At 72.0% G+C, this 18,075-nt stretch carries 17 protein-coding genes; 10 read left to right on the top strand and 7 right to left on the bottom strand.

All coding sequences use genetic code 11. The features are described 5' to 3' along the window. Nucleotides 1-123: 123 nt before the first annotated feature. From ABD205_RS03825 to ABD205_RS03810, 4 genes are all read right to left on the bottom strand, one after another. Complete coding sequence (locus ABD205_RS03825; protein WP_344042572.1) at nt 124-1,464, bottom strand: FAD-dependent oxidoreductase; 1,341 nt, start codon at nt 1,462-1,464, stop codon at nt 124-126. Nucleotides 1,465-1,584: 120 nt separating this feature from the next. Further along, nucleotides 1,585-2,328, bottom strand: coding sequence for an ABC transporter permease (locus ABD205_RS03820; RefSeq protein ID WP_344042570.1), 744 nt, complete (start codon nt 2,326-2,328; stop codon nt 1,585-1,587). Nucleotides 2,329-2,338: 10 nt separating this feature from the next. Then, on the bottom strand, nt 2,339-2,719 hold the full coding sequence (locus ABD205_RS03815; protein ID WP_344042568.1) for a DUF1304 domain-containing protein: 381 nt from the start codon (nt 2,717-2,719) through the stop codon (nt 2,339-2,341). A 37-nt stretch (nt 2,720-2,756) separates the two neighbouring features. Further along, on the bottom strand, nt 2,757-3,302 hold the full coding sequence (locus ABD205_RS03810) for a TetR/AcrR family transcriptional regulator (protein WP_344042566.1): 546 nt from the start codon (nt 3,300-3,302) through the stop codon (nt 2,757-2,759). A gap of 87 nt (nt 3,303-3,389) precedes the next feature. On the opposite strand from ABD205_RS03810, the gene ABD205_RS03805 reads away from it, so the two are divergent. Further along, a complete protein-coding gene (locus tag ABD205_RS03805; RefSeq protein WP_344042564.1) occupies nt 3,390-4,400 on the top strand; it encodes an ABC-2 transporter permease in 1,011 nt (336 codons plus the stop codon). 70 nt (nt 4,401-4,470) lie between these two features. Continuing rightward, a complete protein-coding gene (lhgO, locus tag ABD205_RS03800) occupies nt 4,471-5,655 on the top strand; it encodes an L-2-hydroxyglutarate oxidase (RefSeq protein WP_344042562.1) in 1,185 nt (394 codons plus the stop codon). A gap of 64 nt (nt 5,656-5,719) precedes the next feature. Here the strand turns inward: lhgO and ABD205_RS03795 are convergent, their stop codons facing one another. Then, nucleotides 5,720-7,096: an NAD-dependent malic enzyme gene (locus ABD205_RS03795; RefSeq protein ID WP_425572774.1), complete on the bottom strand. Its 1,377-nt coding sequence runs from the start codon at nt 7,094-7,096 to the stop codon at nt 5,720-5,722. Nucleotides 7,097-7,122: 26 nt separating this feature from the next. Then, nucleotides 7,123-7,650, bottom strand: coding sequence for an Lrp/AsnC family transcriptional regulator (locus tag ABD205_RS03790; RefSeq protein ID WP_344042560.1), 528 nt, complete (start codon nt 7,648-7,650; stop codon nt 7,123-7,125). A gap of 119 nt (nt 7,651-7,769) precedes the next feature. Here ABD205_RS03790 and hppD point away from each other — a divergent pair, with 119 nt between their 5' ends. The 7 genes from hppD (at nt 7,770) to ABD205_RS03755 (ending at nt 15,063) form a co-directional block, all read left to right on the top strand. Beyond that, nucleotides 7,770-8,975 (top strand): 4-hydroxyphenylpyruvate dioxygenase, encoded by a 1,206-nt coding sequence (hppD, locus tag ABD205_RS03785; RefSeq protein WP_344042557.1) that lies wholly within the window; start codon nt 7,770-7,772, stop codon nt 8,973-8,975. An 18-nt stretch (nt 8,976-8,993) separates the two neighbouring features. Beyond that, the gene (locus tag ABD205_RS03780; protein ID WP_344042555.1) at nt 8,994-10,208 is read left to right on the top strand and encodes a homogentisate 1,2-dioxygenase; all 1,215 of its coding nucleotides are present in this window, start codon (nt 8,994-8,996) and stop codon (nt 10,206-10,208) included. Further along, nucleotides 10,205-11,020 (top strand): hypothetical protein, encoded by an 816-nt coding sequence (locus ABD205_RS03775; RefSeq protein ID WP_344042553.1) that lies wholly within the window; start codon nt 10,205-10,207, stop codon nt 11,018-11,020. The genes ABD205_RS03780 and ABD205_RS03775 overlap by 4 nt, the downstream gene beginning before the upstream one ends. Further along, nucleotides 11,017-12,192, top strand: coding sequence for a fumarylacetoacetase (fahA, locus tag ABD205_RS03770; protein ID WP_344042551.1), 1,176 nt, complete (start codon nt 11,017-11,019; stop codon nt 12,190-12,192). Before ABD205_RS03775 ends, fahA begins: the two co-directional genes overlap by 4 nt. Before the next feature lie 70 nt (nt 12,193-12,262). Further along, nucleotides 12,263-12,544 carry a hypothetical protein gene (locus ABD205_RS03765; protein ID WP_344042549.1) on the top strand — a complete coding sequence of 94 codons (282 nt, stop codon included), beginning with the start codon at nt 12,263-12,265 and terminating at the stop codon, nt 12,542-12,544. A gap of 174 nt (nt 12,545-12,718) precedes the next feature. Next, nucleotides 12,719-13,942, top strand: coding sequence for an HNH endonuclease signature motif containing protein (locus tag ABD205_RS03760; protein ID WP_344042547.1), 1,224 nt, complete (start codon nt 12,719-12,721; stop codon nt 13,940-13,942). Between the two features lie 107 nt (nt 13,943-14,049). After that, on the top strand, nt 14,050-15,063 hold the full coding sequence (locus ABD205_RS03755) for an NAD-dependent epimerase/dehydratase family protein (RefSeq protein ID WP_344042545.1): 1,014 nt from the start codon (nt 14,050-14,052) through the stop codon (nt 15,061-15,063). Here ABD205_RS03755 and ABD205_RS03750 read toward each other — a convergent pair. Continuing rightward, complete coding sequence (locus ABD205_RS03750) at nt 15,056-16,525, bottom strand: amidohydrolase family protein (RefSeq protein ID WP_344042543.1); 1,470 nt, start codon at nt 16,523-16,525, stop codon at nt 15,056-15,058. The two genes, ABD205_RS03755 and ABD205_RS03750, sit on opposite strands and share 8 nt — an antisense overlap. A gap of 118 nt (nt 16,526-16,643) precedes the next feature. On the opposite strand from ABD205_RS03750, the gene ABD205_RS03745 reads away from it, so the two are divergent. Then, nucleotides 16,644-18,059, top strand: a complete 1,416-nt coding sequence (locus ABD205_RS03745) for a serine hydrolase domain-containing protein (RefSeq protein ID WP_344042541.1) — start codon at nt 16,644-16,646, stop codon at nt 18,057-18,059. Nucleotides 18,060-18,075: the final 16 nt, after the last annotated feature.

Here is an 18,075-nt window from a genome sequence, read left to right as displayed (position 1 = left end):
GGAGTGCGAGGATGCGCCGACTCGGCGGTTCTGGAGTGCGAGGATGCGCCGACTCGGCGGTTCTGGAGTGCGAGGATGCGCCGACTCGGCGGTTCTGGAGTGCGAGGTTGCGCCGACTCGCGGTCAGGCGCGGGAGACCCGGATCATCTCGTCGCGCGGCACGACCTTGATCCGCTCGCGGCCGGCCGCCTCGCCCAGCGAGAGCTCGTGGGCGTCGAGGAGTGCCCAGCCGGCCTCGGTCGTGAACTCGACACCTCGGGCCTCGAGGTGCTCGACGATCGCGTCGGCCCCCGGAACCTCCGGCGTCGGCAGCCGGTCCAGGTCGGCGAGCAGGTGCTCGATCGTCTCCTTGGCGTCCGACTTGGTGTGGCCGATGAGGCCGACCGGACCGCGCTTGATCCAGCCGGTCACGTAGACGCCCGGGAGCTGCTCGTCGTCGTCGAGCACGCGGCCACCGTCGTTGGGGATGACCCCGGCTGCGTCGTCGAACGGTACGTCGGGCAGTGCCGTCGACAGGTAGCCGACCGCACGGTAGACGGACTGCACGGGCGTCTCGACGTACTCGCCGGTGCCGCGCACGGTGCCGTCGCCGTTGTACTCGGTGCGCTCGGTCCGGATCGCCACGATGCGACCGTCCTCGCCGAGGATCTCGACCGGGTTCTGCATCATGTGGATGTGGATCTGGTGCGGGGCGCCGGTGGGCTCCGCCTCGAGGTACTTGAGCAGCGTGTCCACGACCAGCTTGGTGCCCTTGTGCGCCGAGATCTCGGCCTGGCCGGCGTCGTCGATCTCGAAGCCCTCCTCGGTGACGAAGACGTCGACCGACGGGGAGTGCGACAGCTCACGCAGCTCCATCGGGGAGAACTTGATGTGCGCCGGGCCGCGGCGGGCGAAGACGTGGACCTGCTTGGCCTTGTTGGCCTTGAGGCCCTCGTAGACGTTGTCGGCGACCTCGGTCGTCAGCTGCTCGTCGGCCGGCTTGGCCAGCATCCGCGCGACGTCGAGGGCGACGTTGCCGGCGCCGAGGACGGCGACCGACTCGGCCTCCAGCGGCCACTCGCGCGGTACGTCGGGGTGGCCGGCGTACCACGACACGAAGTCGGCGGCGCCGTGGCTCTGCGGGAGGTCGATGCCGGGGATGTCGAGCTGCCGGTCCGCCATCGCGCCGGTCGAGAAGATCACGGCGTCGTAGTAGCGGCGCAGGTCGTCGAGCTTGAGATCGGTGCCGAAGTCGACGTTGCCGAAGAAGCGGATCCGCTCGTTGTCGAGCACCCGGCGCAGGGCCTTGATGATCTCCTTGATGCGCGGGTGGTCGGGCGCGACGCCGTAGCGAACCAGCCCGTAGGGCGCGGGCAGGCGTTCGATCACGTCGACGTGAGCCTGCTCGTGCTCGCGGGTCAGGATGTCGGCGGCGTAGATGCCGGCGGGTCCGGCACCGACGATCGCCACACGGATGGGTCGCATGTGAAATATCCTCCAAAAGGCGCAAAGGCAAGCCTAACTTGGAGGTCCCACAACCCTCTGCGATCTGTCTCACGAAACGGATCGTTGTGACGCAACTCGCAGCGGGCCGACGGAGGGTGCTCAGGGAGCGCGTTCGGCGACGACGTACGGCGTCCGTGCCGCCAGCCTCGTGACGATGACGGCCGTCACGGTCATCGCGAGCCCGAGCGCGGCCAGGACGACGAGCTGGAAGCGGGCCGCGTCGACGGGGCTCGCCCCTCCGAACAGCGCGCCGACGAACGCCCCCGGCAGCGTGACCAGGCCGGTGGACTTGGTCTGGTCGAGGTTGGGCAGCACGGACTCGTGGACGGCCACCCGGCCGATGTCGAGGTGCGCCTGCGGGCTGGTCGCACCGAGCGCGAGCCAGCCCTCCACCTCGTCGCGCCGCAGTGCCGAGGAGTGGAGGAAGTGTCGGCCGGCCAGTGTCGCCGCGCTCATCGCGCCGCCGATCACGATGCCCGAGATCGCGACGAGGTGGCGCACGTCCGTCTGGGCCAGCCGCAGCACGAGGACGACGCCGACGGCGACCGCGGACCCCGTGAGCACCCCGACGACGGCGATGCGGCGCCCGTGCCAGAGCCCGCGGGTGCGGCGGCCGGCCGTCCACGAGGCGGTCGTCAGCATGAGCGCCAGGAACGCGACCACCGACGCAGGTGCGCTGAGGACGCCGCGCAGCAGTGCGGCGACCACCGCGAGCTGGACGGCAGCGCGGGCCAGCGCGACGAGCGGCAGCCAGCCGACCCCGACCCCGGCCCAGCGGGTGAGGCCGAAGGTGAGGAGCGCGACGGTCAGCAGACCCGCGCCGAACTCGATCCAGCCGGCCACCCGGGTCAGCTCAGAGGGCGTCGACGGCGAGCGCGAGCAGCGCCAGCAGCGGAAGGAGGCCCTGGACAGCGGCCGCGCGGGCCTTGGAGCGGTCGCTGGTGACGAGCACGAGTGCGGCGGCCAGCATCGAGCCGGTGCCCATCGCGACGAGGGCCACTGACGCGTCGCGGTTCGCCCCCGCGAGGACGATGCCGACCGCGGTGCCGACCGCGAGGAACAGGTTGTAGAACCCCTGGTTGTAGGCCAGAGGCCGGGTGATCGCCGCGGTCTCCGCGGTGGTGCCGAAGACCGCGCGCGTGCTCGGCTCCTCCCAGCGGAGCGACTCCAGCACGAAGATGTAGACGTGCACCAGGGCGGCGAGCCCGGCCAGCACCAGCGCAGCGATCAGCATGCGTCGAGTATGGAGGACGCGGCCTCCCGGTCTCCCCTCACGCCTCGCCGGAGAGGAGCCGTACGGCGACCTCGGTGACCGTGTCCACCACCCGCGTGTCGATGCTCCCGGCGAGCGCGGCGTGGTGGAGCAGCGAGCCGACGACGACGTCGAAGGCGAGGTCGACGTCGGCCGCCCCGGCTCCCCAGGCGGCAACGAGCCGGTCCTCGAACGGCTGCCGGATCCGCTGGCGCAGGGCCGCACGCACAGCCGGGTCGGCCACGGCCTCGCCGACCAGGCCGACGAGGAGCTGGTGGACGGCCGGGTCCCCGATCCGCGCGGCCAGCCAGCCGACGGTCTCGCGGAGCTCTCCGCCGCCGGTCGGGAGCGGCGGCTCGCCCAGCACGTCGACCAGGGCGTCGAGCACGAGGTCGGCCTTGGAGTCCCAGCGCCGGTAGACGGTCGTCTTCGCGACCCCTGCCTCCCGGGCGATGTGGTCGAGCGTCGTGCCGTCGTACCCGCGCTGGGCGACCAGGCGGACCGTGGCCGCGCGTACGGCGGCGTCGACGTCCGGCCGACGCGGGCGCCCGGGCCTGTGCTCCATGTCATGCCCTCCGTGGCTGGTCCCGGGAATGTCCCGGGCGATACCGTCGCTATTAACGATACCAACAGTAGCGTAATGGAGTCACCAATGTCCGCTCGTCCCACGTTCGCCCAGGAGCTGCGAGACGCGATCGCGCCGCGCACCGTCCTGCTGGTCCTCGGCGTCCTCCTCGTCCAGGTCGCCTTCATCGCCTCCTACGTGGGCGCCTTCCACCATCCGACACCGCACGACATCGCGGTCGGCGTCGTCGCGCCGGCGGGCCAGGCGCCCACGGTGGCGCAGAAGCTCAACGGCCTCGACGGGCGCCCGCTGTCCGCCGAGGTGGTCGCCGACGAGGCGGCCGCACGCGACCGCCTCGCCGACGGCACCCTGGCCGCGGCGATCGTCGTCGACCCCACCGGCACGGAGGACACGCTGCTGGTGGCCACGGCCCGCGGCGCGACGCTGACGACCGCCGTCGAGCAGATCGCGCAGCGGGTGGACGCGCAGCAGGGTCGGACGATCACCACGACCGACGTCGTACCGCTGCAGGACGGCGACGCCCGCGGCCTGACCGGCTTCTACCTCGCCATCGGCTGGCTGGTCGGCGGCTACCTGGTCGCCTCGCTGCTCGGCGTCGCGAAGGGTGCTCGGCCTGCCAACCGCCGCCGGGCCGTGATCCGCCTCGGCGCGATGGTGCCGTACGCCGTCGTGTCGGGTCTGTCTGGCGCGCTCGTCGTCGACCAGGGGCTCGGAGCGCTGACCGGGCACTTCTGGGCGATCGCCGGGGTCGGGATGCTCCTGGTGCTCGCGAGCGCGACGGTGACCATGGCGCTGCAGGTGCTGTTCGGGACGATCGGCATCGGGCTGACCGTGCTGCTCTTCGTCGTGCTCGGCAACCCGAGCGCCGGTGGCGCCTACCAGTCCGAGCTGCTCCCGGGCCTGTGGCGAGGCGTCGGTCAGGCGCTCCCCAACGGCGCCGGCACGACCGCCCTGCGCGAGATCGTCTACTTCGGCGGCCACGGTGCGGCGCCGCACCTCTGGCTGATCGCCGGCTACGTGGTCGTGGGCACGCTCGTGGCGCTGCTCGCCTCGGGCCTGCGCCGGCCGGTGGAGTGACCACCGATCTTGGTGATCCGCGCCCGCTCCTGATCGCGCGGGCGAGCCCACGGCGCTAGCGTCACGGCCCATGGGGGAGACGGTGGGGATCGTCGGAGGCGGCATCGTAGGGCTCGCCGTCGGCCGCGAGATCGTGCGCCGCCGCCCGGGGACCCGGGTCGTCGTCCTGGAGAAGGAGGACCGGCTCGCCGCCCACCAGACCGGCCACAACTCCGGCGTCGTGCATGCGGGCATCTACTACCGGCCCGGCAGCCTCAAGGCGCAGCTGTGCACGCGCGGGCGCGCCCTGCTCGAGGAGTACGTCGACCAGCAGGCCATCCCGTACCGACGCTGCGGCAAGCTCGTCGTCGCCGTCGACCCCTCCGAGCTGGAGCGGTTCGACGCGCTCGAGAAGACCGCTCGTGAGAACGGCGTACCCGGCCTGCGGCGGCTGCAGGGCGCCGAGATCACCGAGGTCGAGCCGCACGCGTTCGGCATCGCGGCCCTGCACTCGCCCGCCACCGGCATCGTCGACTACGTCGCGGTCGCGCAGGCGTTCGCGCGCGAGATCGTGGGGGCGGGCGGCGACGTCCGGCTCGGGGCCGAGGTGACAGCCATCGACCGAGTGCCCGGCGGCGTGGCCGTCACGGCCGGCGAGCGGCACGTCGTCGACCACCTGGTGGTGTGCGGTGGGCTGCAGTCGGACCGGCTGGCGCGGCTCGTCGGTGGCTCCAAGGCGCCCCGGATCGTGCCGTTCCGGGGCGAGTACATGCAGGTCGCGCCGCAGAAGCAGGAGCTCGTGCGCGGGATGGTCTACCCGGTGCCGGACCCGCGCTACCCGTTCCTGGGCGTGCACTTCACACGGCGCGTCGACGGCACCCTGGAGGTCGGGCCGAACGCGTTCCTCGCTCTCAGCCGGGACCGCTACGGCCGCGGGTCGCTGTCGGCGCGCGACACGGCGGCCACCCTCGGGTGGGGCGGATTCTGGCGTTTCGCCGGCGAGCACTGGCGCACCGGCGCCACCGAGCTGCGCGGGGTGCTGTCGAAGCGGGCGTACATGAGAGCGGCCCAGCGCTACGTGCCCGAGATCGGGGCCGCGGACGTCGTACGCGCGGGGATGGGGCTGCGGGCTCAGGCGCTGGCCGCCGACGGCTCGCTGGTCGACGACTTCGTGATCGATCGGGTCGACCGGGTCACCAGCGTCCGCAATGCGCCCTCACCGGCGGCGACGTCGAGCCTCGCGATCGCGGAGTACGTCGTGGACCGGATGGCCTGACGTCATACGGGTCGGTGGCCGGAGCGACCGACCCGTATGACGTCCCGCGCGACGGGGTCCGACCTCAGTGGCCGGCGATCGCCGCGGCCACGGCGGTGTGCACGTCGTGGTGGAACACCGACGGGATGATGAAGCTCGGGTTGAGCTCGTCGTCGCTCACGACCAGCGCGATCGCCTGCGCGGCCCGCAGCATCATCTCGGTGGTGACCTGCTTGGCGCGGGCGTCGAGCAGCCCGCGGAAGACGCCCGGGAAGGCCAGCACGTTGTTGATCTGGTTGGGGAAGTCGGAGCGGCCCGAGGCGACGACGGCGGCGTACTTCGCGGCTGCGGCCGGGTCGACCTCCGGGTCGGGGTTGGCCATCGCGAACACGATCGGCTTCTCCGCCATCTCCGGGATCCACTCGGCGTCGAGGACACCGGGGGCGGAGACGCCGATGAAGACGTCGGCGCCCTGCAGAGCCGCCCGCAGGTCGCCGGTCACGCGGCGCGGGTTGGTGTCCGCGGCGAGTGCGGCGTGCGCCTCGGAGAGTGTCGAGTCGCCGGCGACGAGGCATCCGTTGCGGTCGTAGACGACCACGTCGGCCACACCGGCGGCGAGGAGGAGGCGCACGATCGCCGTGCCGGCGGCGCCACCGCCCGACACGACGACCTTGATCGAGTCGACCGACTTGCCGACGACGCGCAGCGCGTTGGTGAGACCCGCCAGCACGACGATCGCGGTGCCGTGCTGGTCGTCGTGGAAGACCGGGATGTCGAGGCGCTCGCGTAGCCGGGCCTCGATCTCGAAGCAGCGAGGCGCGGCGATGTCCTCGAGGTTGATGCCGCCGAAGCCGGGCGCGATCAGCTCGACCGCGCGCACGATCTCGTCGGTGTCCTGGGTGTCGAGGCAGATCGGCCAGGCGTCGATGCCGCCGAAGCGCTTGAACAGCGCGGCCTTGCCCTCCATGACCGGGAGCGCGGCGCCGGGGCCGATGTTGCCGAGACCGAGCACGGCGGACCCGTCGGTCACCACGGCCACGGCATTGCCCTTGATCGTCAGGCGGGAGACGTCCTCGGGGTGCTCGGCGAGCGCGCGGGAGACGCGGCCGACGCCGGGCGTGTAGGCCAGCGAGAGGTCGTCACGGGTCTTCAGCGGCACCTTCGAGGAGATCTCGATCTTGCCGCCGAGGTGGAGCAGGAAGGTCCGGTCGGAGACCTTGTGCACCGTCACGCCGGGGACCTCCGCGACGACCTTCTCGAGCTCGATCGCGTGGTCGCCGTCGGCGGCCGAGCAGGTGACGTCGACGACGAGCCGGTCGTGGCTGGAGTCCGTGACGTCGATCGCGGTCACGACGCCGCCCGCGCCAGAGAGTGCGGTCGCGACGGCGCCGACGACGCCGTGGTCGGGCGCGGTGTAGAGGCGCATCGTGATCGAGTTGGAGGAGGCTGTCGCGGTCTTCACGTTGTGACTATGCGCCTGTTCGGCGGCTACTCGGAAGTAGCGGAAACCCCCGATTCCTGCCGGTAAGCGGGAGCACGGGTCGCGGGTGTGGCACGAGTCTCAAGAAGAGGCAGATGGCGGGGCGCGATCAGCTCGGACAGCACCACCACGCTCGTCGACCGCCGGACCGACGCCGACTGGTCGATGCGGACCAGCACGTCCTGGAGCTGCGCGTGCGATGCGGTCGCCACCCGGCACACGACGTCGAACGCCCCGGTCGTGACGTGGGCCTCGAGCACCTCCGGGATCGCGACGAGGTCGGCGCGGACGTCGTCGAGCGCGCCCTGCGCGATCTCCAGCGTGACGATGGCCTGGACCGGGAAGCCGGACGCCGCGATGTCCAGCGTCGGCGCCCAATCGCGGATGACGCCGGCGTCGGCCAGCCGCCGCAGCCGGCTCTGCACCGTCGCGCGCGCGACCCTGGTGATCCGGGACAGCTCGAGGTCACCGATCCGAGGGTGCTCGTGGAGCGCCTGGAGCAACGCGACGTCGAGCTCGTCCACCGAGGATGTCATGGGCTCAAACTAGACAATCTGTGCAGCCCGAGATAGTCGGGGGGTCACAGTTGTGACAGTCTGGCAAGCATCGGATGGGCAGGTTGCTGTGGTCAGGCGGCGCTCACTTGACTGTGCCCATGACGCTCGCGGACACCCTCACCAACGAAGAGAAGCTCGCCGATCTCGACCTCGACACGCTCAAGCAGCTCGTCGGGCTGGTCGAGCACGACGCCGCCACCGACCCCTTCCCCGTCAACGGCTGGGACGCCGCCGTCTGGGCGGTCGGCAACGCGACGCAGACCTCGCACTTCTTCCAGTCGGCGTTCGGCATGGAGCTGGTCGCCTACTCCGGGCCCGAGACCGGCAACCGCGACCACGTCGCGTTCGTCCTGCGCAGCGGCGGCGTCCGGTTCGTCGTCAAGGGCGGCGTCAACTCGAGCAGCCCGATCGCCCGGCACCACGCCCGGCACGGCGACGGCATCATCGACATCGCGCTCGAGGTGCCGGACGTCGACAAGTGCATCGAGCACGCCCGCGCCCAGGGCGCGACCGTCCTCGAGGAGCCGCACGACATCTCCGACGAGCACGGCACGGTGCGGATCGGTGCCATCGCGGCGTACGGCGAGACCCGCCACACGCTGGTCGACCGCAGCCGGTACGACGGCCCGTACCTGCCCGGCTACGTCGCCCGCACCTCGGGCTTCCGCAAGCGTGACGGCGCGCCGAAGCGCGTGTTCCAGGCGCTGGACCACATCGTCGGCAACGTCGAGCTCGGCAACATGGACGAGTGGGTGGCGTTCTACAACCGCGTCATGGGCTTCACGAACATGGCCGAGTTCATCGGCGACGACATCGCGACCGACTACTCCGCACTGATGTCGAAGGTGGTCGCCAGCGGCAACCACCGGGTGAAGTTCCCGCTCAACGAGCCGGCGGTCGGCAAGCGGAAGTCGCAGATCGACGAGTTCCTGGAGTTCTACGAGGGCCCCGGCGCGCAGCACCTGGCGCTGGCGACCAACGACATCCTGCAGTGCGTCGACGTGCTGAGCGCCGAGGGCGTGGAGTTCCTCAACACCCCCGACTCCTACTACGAGGACCCGGAGCTGCGCGCCCGCATCGGCGAGGTCCGGGTGCCGATCGAGGAGCTGCAGAAGCGCGGCATCCTCGTCGACCGCGACGAGGACGGCTATCTCCTGCAGATCTTCACCAAGCCGGTCGGCGATCGTCCTACGGTGTTCTTCGAGTTCATCGAGCGGCACGGCTCGCTGGGCTTCGGGAAGGGCAACTTCAAGGCGCTCTTCGAGGCCATCGAGCGCGAGCAGGAGCGCCGGGGCAACTTCTGAGCCCGAGGAGGCACGCAGATGGCCTACTACCGCTCGGCGGGGCACGTCCCGCCCAAGCGCCACACCCAGCACCGCTCACCCGAGGGTCGCCTCTACTACGAGGAGCTGATGGGGGAGGAGGGGTTCTCGTCGGACTCCGCCCTGCTCTACCACGTCAACATCCCCTCCTCGATCGTCGAGTACCGCACCTGGGAGCTCCCCGACCAGACCCTGGTCCCCAACCACCCGCTGACGCCTCGGCACCTCGCGACGCACAAGCTGTTCGAGGAGGGTGCCGCCGGGGTCGACGGCGTCACGGGACGCCGCCTGCTGCTCGGCAACGCCGACGTGCGGATCTCGTACGTCGTCGCCGACACCGCCAGCCCGTACTACCGCAACGGCATCGGTGACGAGTGCCTCTACATCGAGTCCGGCGACGCCGTGCTGGAGACCGTCTTCGGCGACCTGCCGGTGGGCGAGGGCGACTATGCGATCGTGCCGCGCGCGACGACGTACCGGATCGTCCCGGTCGGCAGCGTGCGCATCTACGCAGTCGAGGCCAACTCGCACATCGCCCCGGCGAAGCGCTACCTCTCCCGGTTCGGGCAGTTCCTCGAGCACGCGCCGTTCTGCGAGCGCGACCTGCGCCCGCCGAGCGAGCCGCGGGTGGTCGAGGGGTCCGACGTCGAGGTCTTCATCAAGCACCGCGGACCCGGCCCGGGTGGCATCGCCGGCACGGTCCACACGCTCCCGCACCACCCGTTCGACGTCGTCGGCTGGGACGGCTGCCTCTACCCGTACGCCTTCAACGTCCGTGACTTCGAGCCGATCACGGGCCGGGTGCACCAGCCGCCGCCGGCGCACCAGGTCTTCGAGGGCAACAACTTCGTGATCTGCAACTTCGTCCCGCGCAAGGTCGACTACCACCCGCTGTCGATCCCGGTGCCGTACTACCACTCGAACGTCGACTCCGACGAGGTGATGTTCTACTGCGGCGGCGACTACGAGGCCCGCAAGGGCTCCGGGATCGGGCAGGGCTCGATCAGCCTGCACCCGGGCGGCCACCCGCACGGCCCGCAGCCCGGGGCCTACGAGCGGTCGATCGGCGCCGAGTTCTTCGACGAGCTCGCCGTCATGGTCGACACGTTCCGTCCGCTCGAGCTCGGCGAGGCGGCTGCGGAGGCGGACGACGGCCTGTACGCCTATTCGTGGGCGCGCGGCGACCGCGGAGAGACCGGGGCGACCGACGGATGAGCCTCTTCGCACGGCTGCTCGACGACGCCGCCGTCTTCCCGCCCGGCGACCTGCCGCTCGACCGGGCGGTGCCCGAGCACCTGGCGCACCGGCGCGCCGAGCACGGCGCCCTCGTCGGTCCGCTCGTCGTCGGTGCCGGTGCTCTCGGTGACCTGGCGCCGGTCGTGGCTGCGCTGCCGCCCGGCTCACTGGCCGTCGCCGTGACGACGCCGGTGTCCGCGCTCGCGGAGGCGCTCGCGGCCGCGGACGCCCTGACGGCGGTCCGCGTGGTCGCCGTGGAGGTGACCCTCTCCGAAGACATGACGGCCGACGAGGCGATCGGGCTCGCCGGACAGGCATCGGACGTGAGGGTCTTCGTCGAGCTGCCCCGTGACGAGCGCCGTGAGCCGCTGCTCGCCGGCCTCGCCCGGGCCGGGCTCTTCGCCAAGCTGCGCACCGGCGGGCTGACCGCCGACGCGTTCCCCCGTGAGGAGGAGCTCGCCTCGGCGGTCGTCGCGGCGGTCCGGGCCGGGGTTCCGTTCAAGGCGACGGCCGGGTTGCACCACGCCGTGCGCAACACCGATCCGGGCACCGGCTTCGAGCAGCACGGCTTCCTCAACCTGCTCGCAGGCACGGCCGCGGCTCGCGCCGGCGAGCAGGCGCGCGACGTGGCTCAGCTGCTGGCCGAGCGCGACCCCGAGCGGGTCGTGGCCGGCGTACGAGAGGTGGACGGGTCGGTGCGCGAGTGGTTCCGGTCGTTCGGCACGTGCAGCATCGCCGAGCCGGTGGCCGAGCTCGCGGCGCTGGGCCTCCTGCCGAAGGTGCCCGCGTGACGCGGCTCGCGATCGACGCCGACTCCCTCTTCGGGGTCGCCAACCTGCCGTACGGCGTCTACTCGGTGCCGGGCTCGGCGCCGCGTGTCGCCACGCGGTACGGCGACCACGTCGTCGACCTCGCGCTGCTGCTCGACGACCCCGTGTTCGAGGCGCCGTCGCTGAACCCGTTCATGGCGCAGGGCCACGACCGCTGGGTCGAGGTGCGCTCGCGCATCGCGTCCGCCGTGGTCGGCGACGTGCCGGAGCGGGCCGTGCATCCGGTCGCCGACGTCACCCTGCACCTGCCGTTCGAGGTCGCCGACTACGTCGACTTCTACGCCTCGGAGCACCACGCGTCGAACCTCGGCCGGCTCTTCCGTCCCGACAACCCCGACCCGCTGATGCCGAACTGGAAGCACCTGCCCGTCGGCTACCACGGCCGATCGGCCTCCGTCGTCGTCTCCGGCACCGACATCGTCAGGCCGTCGGGCCAGCGTCTGCCCCCGGGCGCGGCGGCTCCGGTCTTCGGGCCCTCCACCCGCCTCGACATCGAGGCCGAGGTCGGCTTCGTGGTCGGCACCGGCAACCCGATGGGCACCCCGATCCCGGCTCCCGAGGTCGATCGGCACGTCTTCGGCGTCGTGCTCTTCAACGACTGGTCGGCGCGGGACATCCAGGCCTGGGAGTACGTCCCGCTCGGCCCCAACCTCGGCAAGTCCTTCGCGTCGACGGTGTCGCCGTGGGTGGTCCCGCTGCTCGCTCTGGACGCGGCGCGTGTCGCGACGCCTGCCCAGGAGCCGGCGGTGCTTCCCTACCTGGCGATGACGCAGCCGTGGGGACTCGACATCGCGCTCGAGGTCGAGTGGAACGGCGAGGTCGTCAGCCGGCCGCCGTACGCCGCGATGTACTGGTCGCCCGCCCAGATGCTCGCCCACCTCACCGTCAACGGTGCCCCGACACGGACCGGCGACCTGTTCGCATCCGGCACGGTCTCGGGCCCGGCGCGCGACCAGCGGGGTGCCTTCATCGAGCTCACGTGGGGCGGCGCGGAGCCGGTCATGGTCGCCGGTCGGTCCAGCACGTTCCTGGAGGACGGCGACGAGGTCGTCATCCGGGCTGTCGCCCCGGGCGTCGACGGGGCTCGGATCGGGTTCGGCGAGGCGCGGGGGCGGGTCGTTCCGGCACGCTGAGTCCAGCCTGCTCGGTCCGGAGCTGGTTGGTCGACCTGGCGAGAAGGGTCCTGACCTCGGCGACCTGTTCGTGGATCCGAGCGCGTTCGATCCCGACCGCACGTCTGAACTGGACGTCAGTCGCGGCCGTGGCCTGGACTCTCGACCAGCCGAACTCCTCTTGGAGCGCGACGATGCCGGACTCGATGTCCGCGGCGGCCGTGAGCACGTCGAGCACCCGGTGCGGATCGTGCATCGCGGCGTCGATCGCCTCGATGACGTGCAGCCGTTCCCGAAGCCTCCTGACCTCCGCGGCCATGTCGTGATCTCGCCGTCTCATGCGAAGGATCCTCACGGGACCAAGGATCTCTGATCGGCTTGGTATCGCTAGTGCCCATTTCGCAAAAGTACGCAACGTGCGGGCCGGTTGCCGTCCACAGGATCGGCTCGTGCGGGGTTGTGCACAGCCGTACCCGGGATCCGCGGGAGTGTCGGCGACGACTTCTAGAGTGAACCCAACGCATTGGATCTCTCAGGAGTCTCGCTCATGTCCGCACCCGCATCTGCCGCACACCCGGTGCTCGGGGCGTTGGCTGTGGTGGAGGGTGCACTGAGGGATGTGGCGGGTGTGAACCCGGGGTTCATGGAGCCCGATGTGCAGCGGTTGGCGTTGGTCGGGCTGGCTGCGGCCCGGGCACGGCTCGACGAGCTCGAGCTGCGGCTGATCTCGGCTGCGGCTGGGGTGGCCCAGACCGACGCGGCCCGTGATGTGGCGGCGTGGTTGGTCGCGCACACCCGTCGTGACATCCGGACCGCGCGTGCTGATGCTCGGTTGGCGGAGGCGTTGGACCGGCGCTATGAGGTGGTGCGGGTCGCGATGGCCGAGGGACGCGTCCATGCCGAGCAGGCACACGTGATCGCCCAGGCGCTTGACCGACTGCCGGGCGATCTCGACCCGTCCGTGCTGGCCGATGCCGAGGCTGCGCTGGTCGACCTGGCCGGGCGGCACACGCCGCGGGATCTGCGTCGGCTGGGGGAGCGGATCTTGGACACTGCCGCCCCCGACATCGCCGAGCAGACCCTGGCCCGCCGGCTGGAGGCCGAGGAGGCCTCCGCGTCGAGGAGGACGCGGCTGACGTTCCGGCCGGACGGGGATGGCACCACCCGGATCAGCGCGGTGGTGCCCGACGCGGCGGCGCTGCGGCTGAAGACCTACCTGGACGCCTTCACCAGCCCCCGGCAGGGAGCCACCCGTGGGGAGGGGCCCTATCCCCGGATCCTGGGGACCGCGTTCTGCACGTTCCTGGAGCGGGTCGACCCCAAGCTGCTGCCGCGGCACGGCGGGCGGGCCACCACCGTCATCGTGACGATCCCGCTGCAGTCCCTCCAGCAGGAGCTGGGTGTGGGTGACCTGATCGGCGGGGAGGCGGTGTCGGCGACCGAGGTCCGGCGGCTGGCCTGCACCGCCGGGATCGTCCCGGCCGTGCTCGGTGGCAGCGGGGAGATCCTCGACCTGGGTCGTGAGCAGCGCCTGTTCACCCCGGCCCAGCACAAGGCCCTGGTGGTCCGCGACCGCACCTGCCGGGCGCAGAGCTGCGACATCCCCGGCACCTGGGCCGAGGCCCACCACCGGATCCCCTGGAGCCACGGCGGGAGGACCGACCTCGCCAATGGACTGCTCCTGTGCAGCCACCACCACCGCGTCCACGACCCCCGGTTCGCCGCCGACCGACTCCCCAACGGCGACGTCCGCTTCACCAGACGGCGGTGAGGAGACCCGACCAGGCAGCGGAACTCCCGGGCGCGGTCCGGACATCGCCTCGTCTGCCCACGGCGGAATCGCTGGCCCGCCGTCGCGCGTCGTGCTGAGGTGAGGTCATGCGCATCCTCGTCCTCGGTGGCACCGTCTTCCTGAGCCGTGAGATCGCGGCCCGTGCCGTGGAGCGCGGCCACGAGGTCGTCTGCGCGGCGCGGGGCGAGAGCGGGAGCGTCCCTGACGGGGCGCGACTGGTCCGCTGGGACCGTGACGAGGAGCCGCCGGCGGAGCTCGCCGCGCTGGACCCCGACGCGGTCGTCGACGTCGCTCGGCTGCCGTCGCGCGTACGTCGGGCCGTCGCCGCCTTCCCCGAGGCGCACTGGACGTTCGTGTCGACCTGCAACGTGTACGCCGACGAGGGGACCCCGGGCGGCGACGCGGAGGCCGCGCTCAAGGAGCCGATCACCGACGACCTCGACCCGTCGTCCTCGCCGGAGGCGTACGGCGCGATGAAGGTCGCCTGCGAGCAGGCCGTCCAGCGGGGAGTCAGGGCGGCGTTCGTCGTCCGGCCGGGCCTCATCGTCGGGCCCCACGACCCGTCGGGCCGGTTCACCTACTGGCCCGCGCACGCCGCGGCCGCCGCCGAGGACGCCGGCCCGTTGCTCGTGCCGGGGGAGCCGGACGACCCGGTGCAGCTGATCGACGTGCGCGACCTCGCCGACTGGGTCGTCGACGCCGCGGAGGCGGGCATCACAGGTGCGTACGACGGCATCGCCGCGTCCGTCACCCGGCGGGAGTTCCTCGCCGCGCTGGTCGACGCGCTGAGGGCCGAGGGCGTGGACGCCGATCTCGACGCCCGATGGGTCCCGACCAAGGAGCTGGTCGACGCCGGGGTGGCCGAGTGGGTCGGACCCGGGTCCGTGCCGGTGTGGATCGGCGAGCCGGGCTACGAGGGCTTCATGGCGCGCGACGTGACCGGGTCCCTGGCGGCCGGCCTGAGGACGAGGCCGCTCCTCGACACGGTCCGGGACACCCTCGACTGGCTCCGGGCCGAGCCCGAGGCGGCCGTCACCGGCCTGACCCGCGCCGAGGAGCTCGCGGTGCTCGACCGGCTCGGCCCCGACGTGGTCAGCTGAGCGTCGCGCGGATCGGCCGGCCGGGGAACGCGTCGACCTCGAGCGCACCGTCGCGGACCACGAACGTGCCGTCGACCAGCAGATGGCGTACGCCGACGGAGGGTCGCGTCGGGTCGACGTACGTCGCGCTGTCGCTGATCGTGGCGGGGTCGATGACCACCAGGTCGGCGTCCGCGCCGACGCCGAGCCATCCCTTGCCGCGGGCCGCGGCCGCGAAGCCGGCGACCACCTGGGCGGGCAGGTAGGAGCAGCGGCGGAACGCCTCGGGCCACGACCACGCGCCCGTCTCGACGACCATCCGGCGCAGCGAGCGGGCGAACGTGCCCGCCGTGCGCGGGTGGGTCTGACCGCCGGGCGGCAGCGGCCACTCGCGGCTGTCGGTGGAGCCGTCGGGCCACTCGACGTGCATCGCGTCGCTGGCGACGATCGCGTCTGGGAAGGCGAGCGCGCGCTGGAGCAGGGCGGCGTCCTCGGGGTCGTCCTCGTCGAGGAAGGACACGACGCACACGGCGCCCGGGTCGGTCGCACGGAGCTCGGCCAGCCGGGCCACGGACCCGATGCGCTCCCCGGTGGCGACCATCGAGATCGAAGAGGGCCGCAGGCCCCACGCCCCGAGACGCTCCGGGGCGAGGAAGAAGGCGCCGACGGCGGTGCTGCCGGCGCCGTACGGGTAGGCCTCCACCGTCACCCGCGACCCGTTCGAGCGCGAGGTGTCGAGCAGGTCGAGCACCCGCTCGACGTGGCGCCGGGAGGTGCTGTTGACGTGGCAGTGGTGCATCGCGGCACCGGTCTCGGCCGCGGCGCGGGTGATCTCGAGAGAGCCGTCGATCGGCGTGGTCGGATCGGCCTCGACGATCTCGCGCACGTGGGTGAAGGTCGCCGTGCCGGTCCGCGCGGCCAGCGCCGCCACCTCCAGGAACTCCGCCGGGTCGGTCCGCGGCGCGTAGCCCATCAGCACGCCGATTCCCAGGGCACCGGCCTCGAGCTCGGACTCCAGCAGCCGCAGCCACGCGGCGCGCTCCGTCGGCGACGAGGTCCGCTGCCAGTCCGGGTCGCCCAGCATCGCGAGCGAGGCGTTGAGGTCCGCCGCCGGTGTCATGCCGAGGTGCGCCGCGGCGCGGGCGTCGCCCCACGAGGCCGAGAAGCCGTAGTGCAGGAGCCGCCCGTCCGCCGCGGCGCGGGCGTACGCCGTCTCGATCGGCATCAGCCCCGCCTCGAGGTCGAGCGTCGCCGTCACGCCGTCCAGCGCCTGGAGCCGTTGGCCGGCGATCGAGTGGACGTGGCTGTGCAGGTCGACGAAGCCGGGTCCGACCACGTGTCCGGTCACGTCGACGACGGTCGCTCCCTCGGACGGGAGCGAGGGTCCCACGGCCACCACCTTGCCGTCGTCCACGGCCACGTCGGCCACCTGCTCGGTCCCGGAGCGCGGGTCGATGACGCGCCCGCCGCGGAGAATCAGCACGCTCTCATCTAACCCGGCGACTGTGAGCAGACTCACTGTTCGGTTGGACAGGTAGGGCCGCTCTTGCCTGTCCGATCGGACGAATACACGGCGCGATCACCGACCTACGTTTGCCGACATGTCAACGCAGGAGAGCACCGGGCTGGACGCTGCCGCCCGCTGGCTGGACGACAACTTCGCGAGCCTCGTCGCCGAGCACCAGGTGCCGGGCGCGACCGTGGCCGTGCTCGCCGGGGGTCGCATCGCGACCGCAACCGGCGGCGTCACGAGCCTGGGCACCGGCGTCCCGGTCGACGCTGACACCGTCTTCCAGATCGGCTCGATCACGAAGATCTGGACGACGACCCTCGTCATGCAGCTCGTCGACGACGGCCTGCTCGACCTCGACCAGCCGCTGCTCGACCACCTCCCCGAGCTGGTCATCGGCGACATGGAGGCCGCCAAGGCCCTCACCACGCGCCACCTGCTGACCCACACGGCCGGGTTCGAGGGTGACATCTTCACCGACACGGGTCGCGGCGAGGACGCCGTCGAGAAGTACGTCGCCACGCTGACGGACCTGCCCCAGCTCTTCGCGCCCGGGGAGACGTTCTCCTACAACAACACGGGGTTCGTGTTGCTCGGCCGTCTCGTCGAGGTCCTGCGCGGCAAGCCGTACGACGAGGTGCTGCTCGAGCGGATCGCCGAGCCGCTCGGCCTGGCGCGGGTCAGCCCCAGCGCCTACGAGGCGATCCGGCACCGGGCCGCCACGGGACACGTCGCGACAGGCGACGATGGCGAGCTGGAGCCCGCCCAGACCTGGGCGCTCGCCCGGTCGAACGCGCCCGCCGGCTCGATGCTCGCGATGACGCCCACCGACCTGCTCGGCTTCGTGCGGATGCACCTCGACAGCGGTGCGGCGCCCGACGGCGCGCAGGTGCTCGCCGCCGAGTCCGTGACGGCGATGCAGACCCGCCAGGTCGACCTGCCCCGCCTGTCGGGCATGGGCGACGCCTGGGGTCTGGGCTGGGAGCTCTTCGACACTCCGCAAGGGACCGTCATCGCCCACGACGGCGGCACGATCGGCCAGGCCGCCTTCCTGCGCGTTGTCCCGGAGGCCGGGGTGGCCGTCGCGATGCTCACGAACGGGGGCGACGTCTTCGGCCTGTTCAGCGACGTGGTCGCGAAGCTGCTGACGGACCTGACGGGCGTCGTGCTCCCTGAGCGGCCCACGCCGCCGGCCGAGCCCGCGCAGGTGGACGTGTCCCGCTACCTCGGCCACTACGCCGACACGATCTACGACATCTCCGTCACCCAGGACGCCGAGGGCAGGGTCTGGCTCGACCGTGAGCCGAAGGACATCCACGCCGAGATCGGGGAGAAGCCGATGAGGTTCGAGCTCGTCCACTTCACCGGCGACTCCCTGATCACGGTCGAGCCGTACCACGGCATCCACGTCGTCTTCGCCTTCATCGGCACGGTGTCCGACTCGTCGGGCGAAGGCGGCAAGGCCAAGTACGTCCACTACGGCCGCGTCGTCTCGCGCGTCGGCTGACGCCTCCCATCACCAG

It is taken from the genome of Nocardioides panacihumi, from assembly GCF_039530925.1.
GTDB classification, from domain to species: Bacteria; Actinomycetota; Actinomycetes; order Propionibacteriales; family Nocardioidaceae; genus Nocardioides; species Nocardioides panacihumi.
The sequence above is the reverse complement of the archived record's forward strand: the minus strand, read 5'-3'. Positions and strand labels throughout refer to the sequence as shown.

Coding starts and splice junctions, on each gene's coding strand:
- ABD205_RS03825 (WP_344042572.1), bottom strand. CDS start 1,464: ATGCGACCCATCCGTGTGGCGATCGTCGGTGCCGGACCCGCCGGCATC.
- ABD205_RS03815 (WP_344042568.1), bottom strand. CDS start 2,719: ATGCTGATCGCTGCGCTGGTGCTGGCCGGGCTCGCCGCCCTGGTGCAC.
- ABD205_RS03810 (WP_344042566.1), bottom strand. CDS start 3,302: ATGGAGCACAGGCCCGGGCGCCCGCGTCGGCCGGACGTCGACGCCGCC.
- ABD205_RS03805 (WP_344042564.1), top strand. CDS start 3,390: ATGTCCGCTCGTCCCACGTTCGCCCAGGAGCTGCGAGACGCGATCGCG.
- lhgO (WP_344042562.1), top strand. CDS start 4,471: ATGGGGGAGACGGTGGGGATCGTCGGAGGCGGCATCGTAGGGCTCGCC.
- ABD205_RS03790 (WP_344042560.1), bottom strand. CDS start 7,650: ATGACATCCTCGGTGGACGAGCTCGACGTCGCGTTGCTCCAGGCGCTC.
- hppD (WP_344042557.1), top strand. CDS start 7,770: ATGACGCTCGCGGACACCCTCACCAACGAAGAGAAGCTCGCCGATCTC.
- ABD205_RS03780 (WP_344042555.1), top strand. CDS start 8,994: ATGGCCTACTACCGCTCGGCGGGGCACGTCCCGCCCAAGCGCCACACC.
- ABD205_RS03775 (WP_344042553.1), top strand. CDS start 10,205: ATGAGCCTCTTCGCACGGCTGCTCGACGACGCCGCCGTCTTCCCGCCC.
- ABD205_RS03760 (WP_344042547.1), top strand. CDS start 12,719: ATGTCCGCACCCGCATCTGCCGCACACCCGGTGCTCGGGGCGTTGGCT.
- ABD205_RS03755 (WP_344042545.1), top strand. CDS start 14,050: ATGCGCATCCTCGTCCTCGGTGGCACCGTCTTCCTGAGCCGTGAGATC.
- ABD205_RS03745 (WP_344042541.1), top strand. CDS start 16,644: ATGTCAACGCAGGAGAGCACCGGGCTGGACGCTGCCGCCCGCTGGCTG.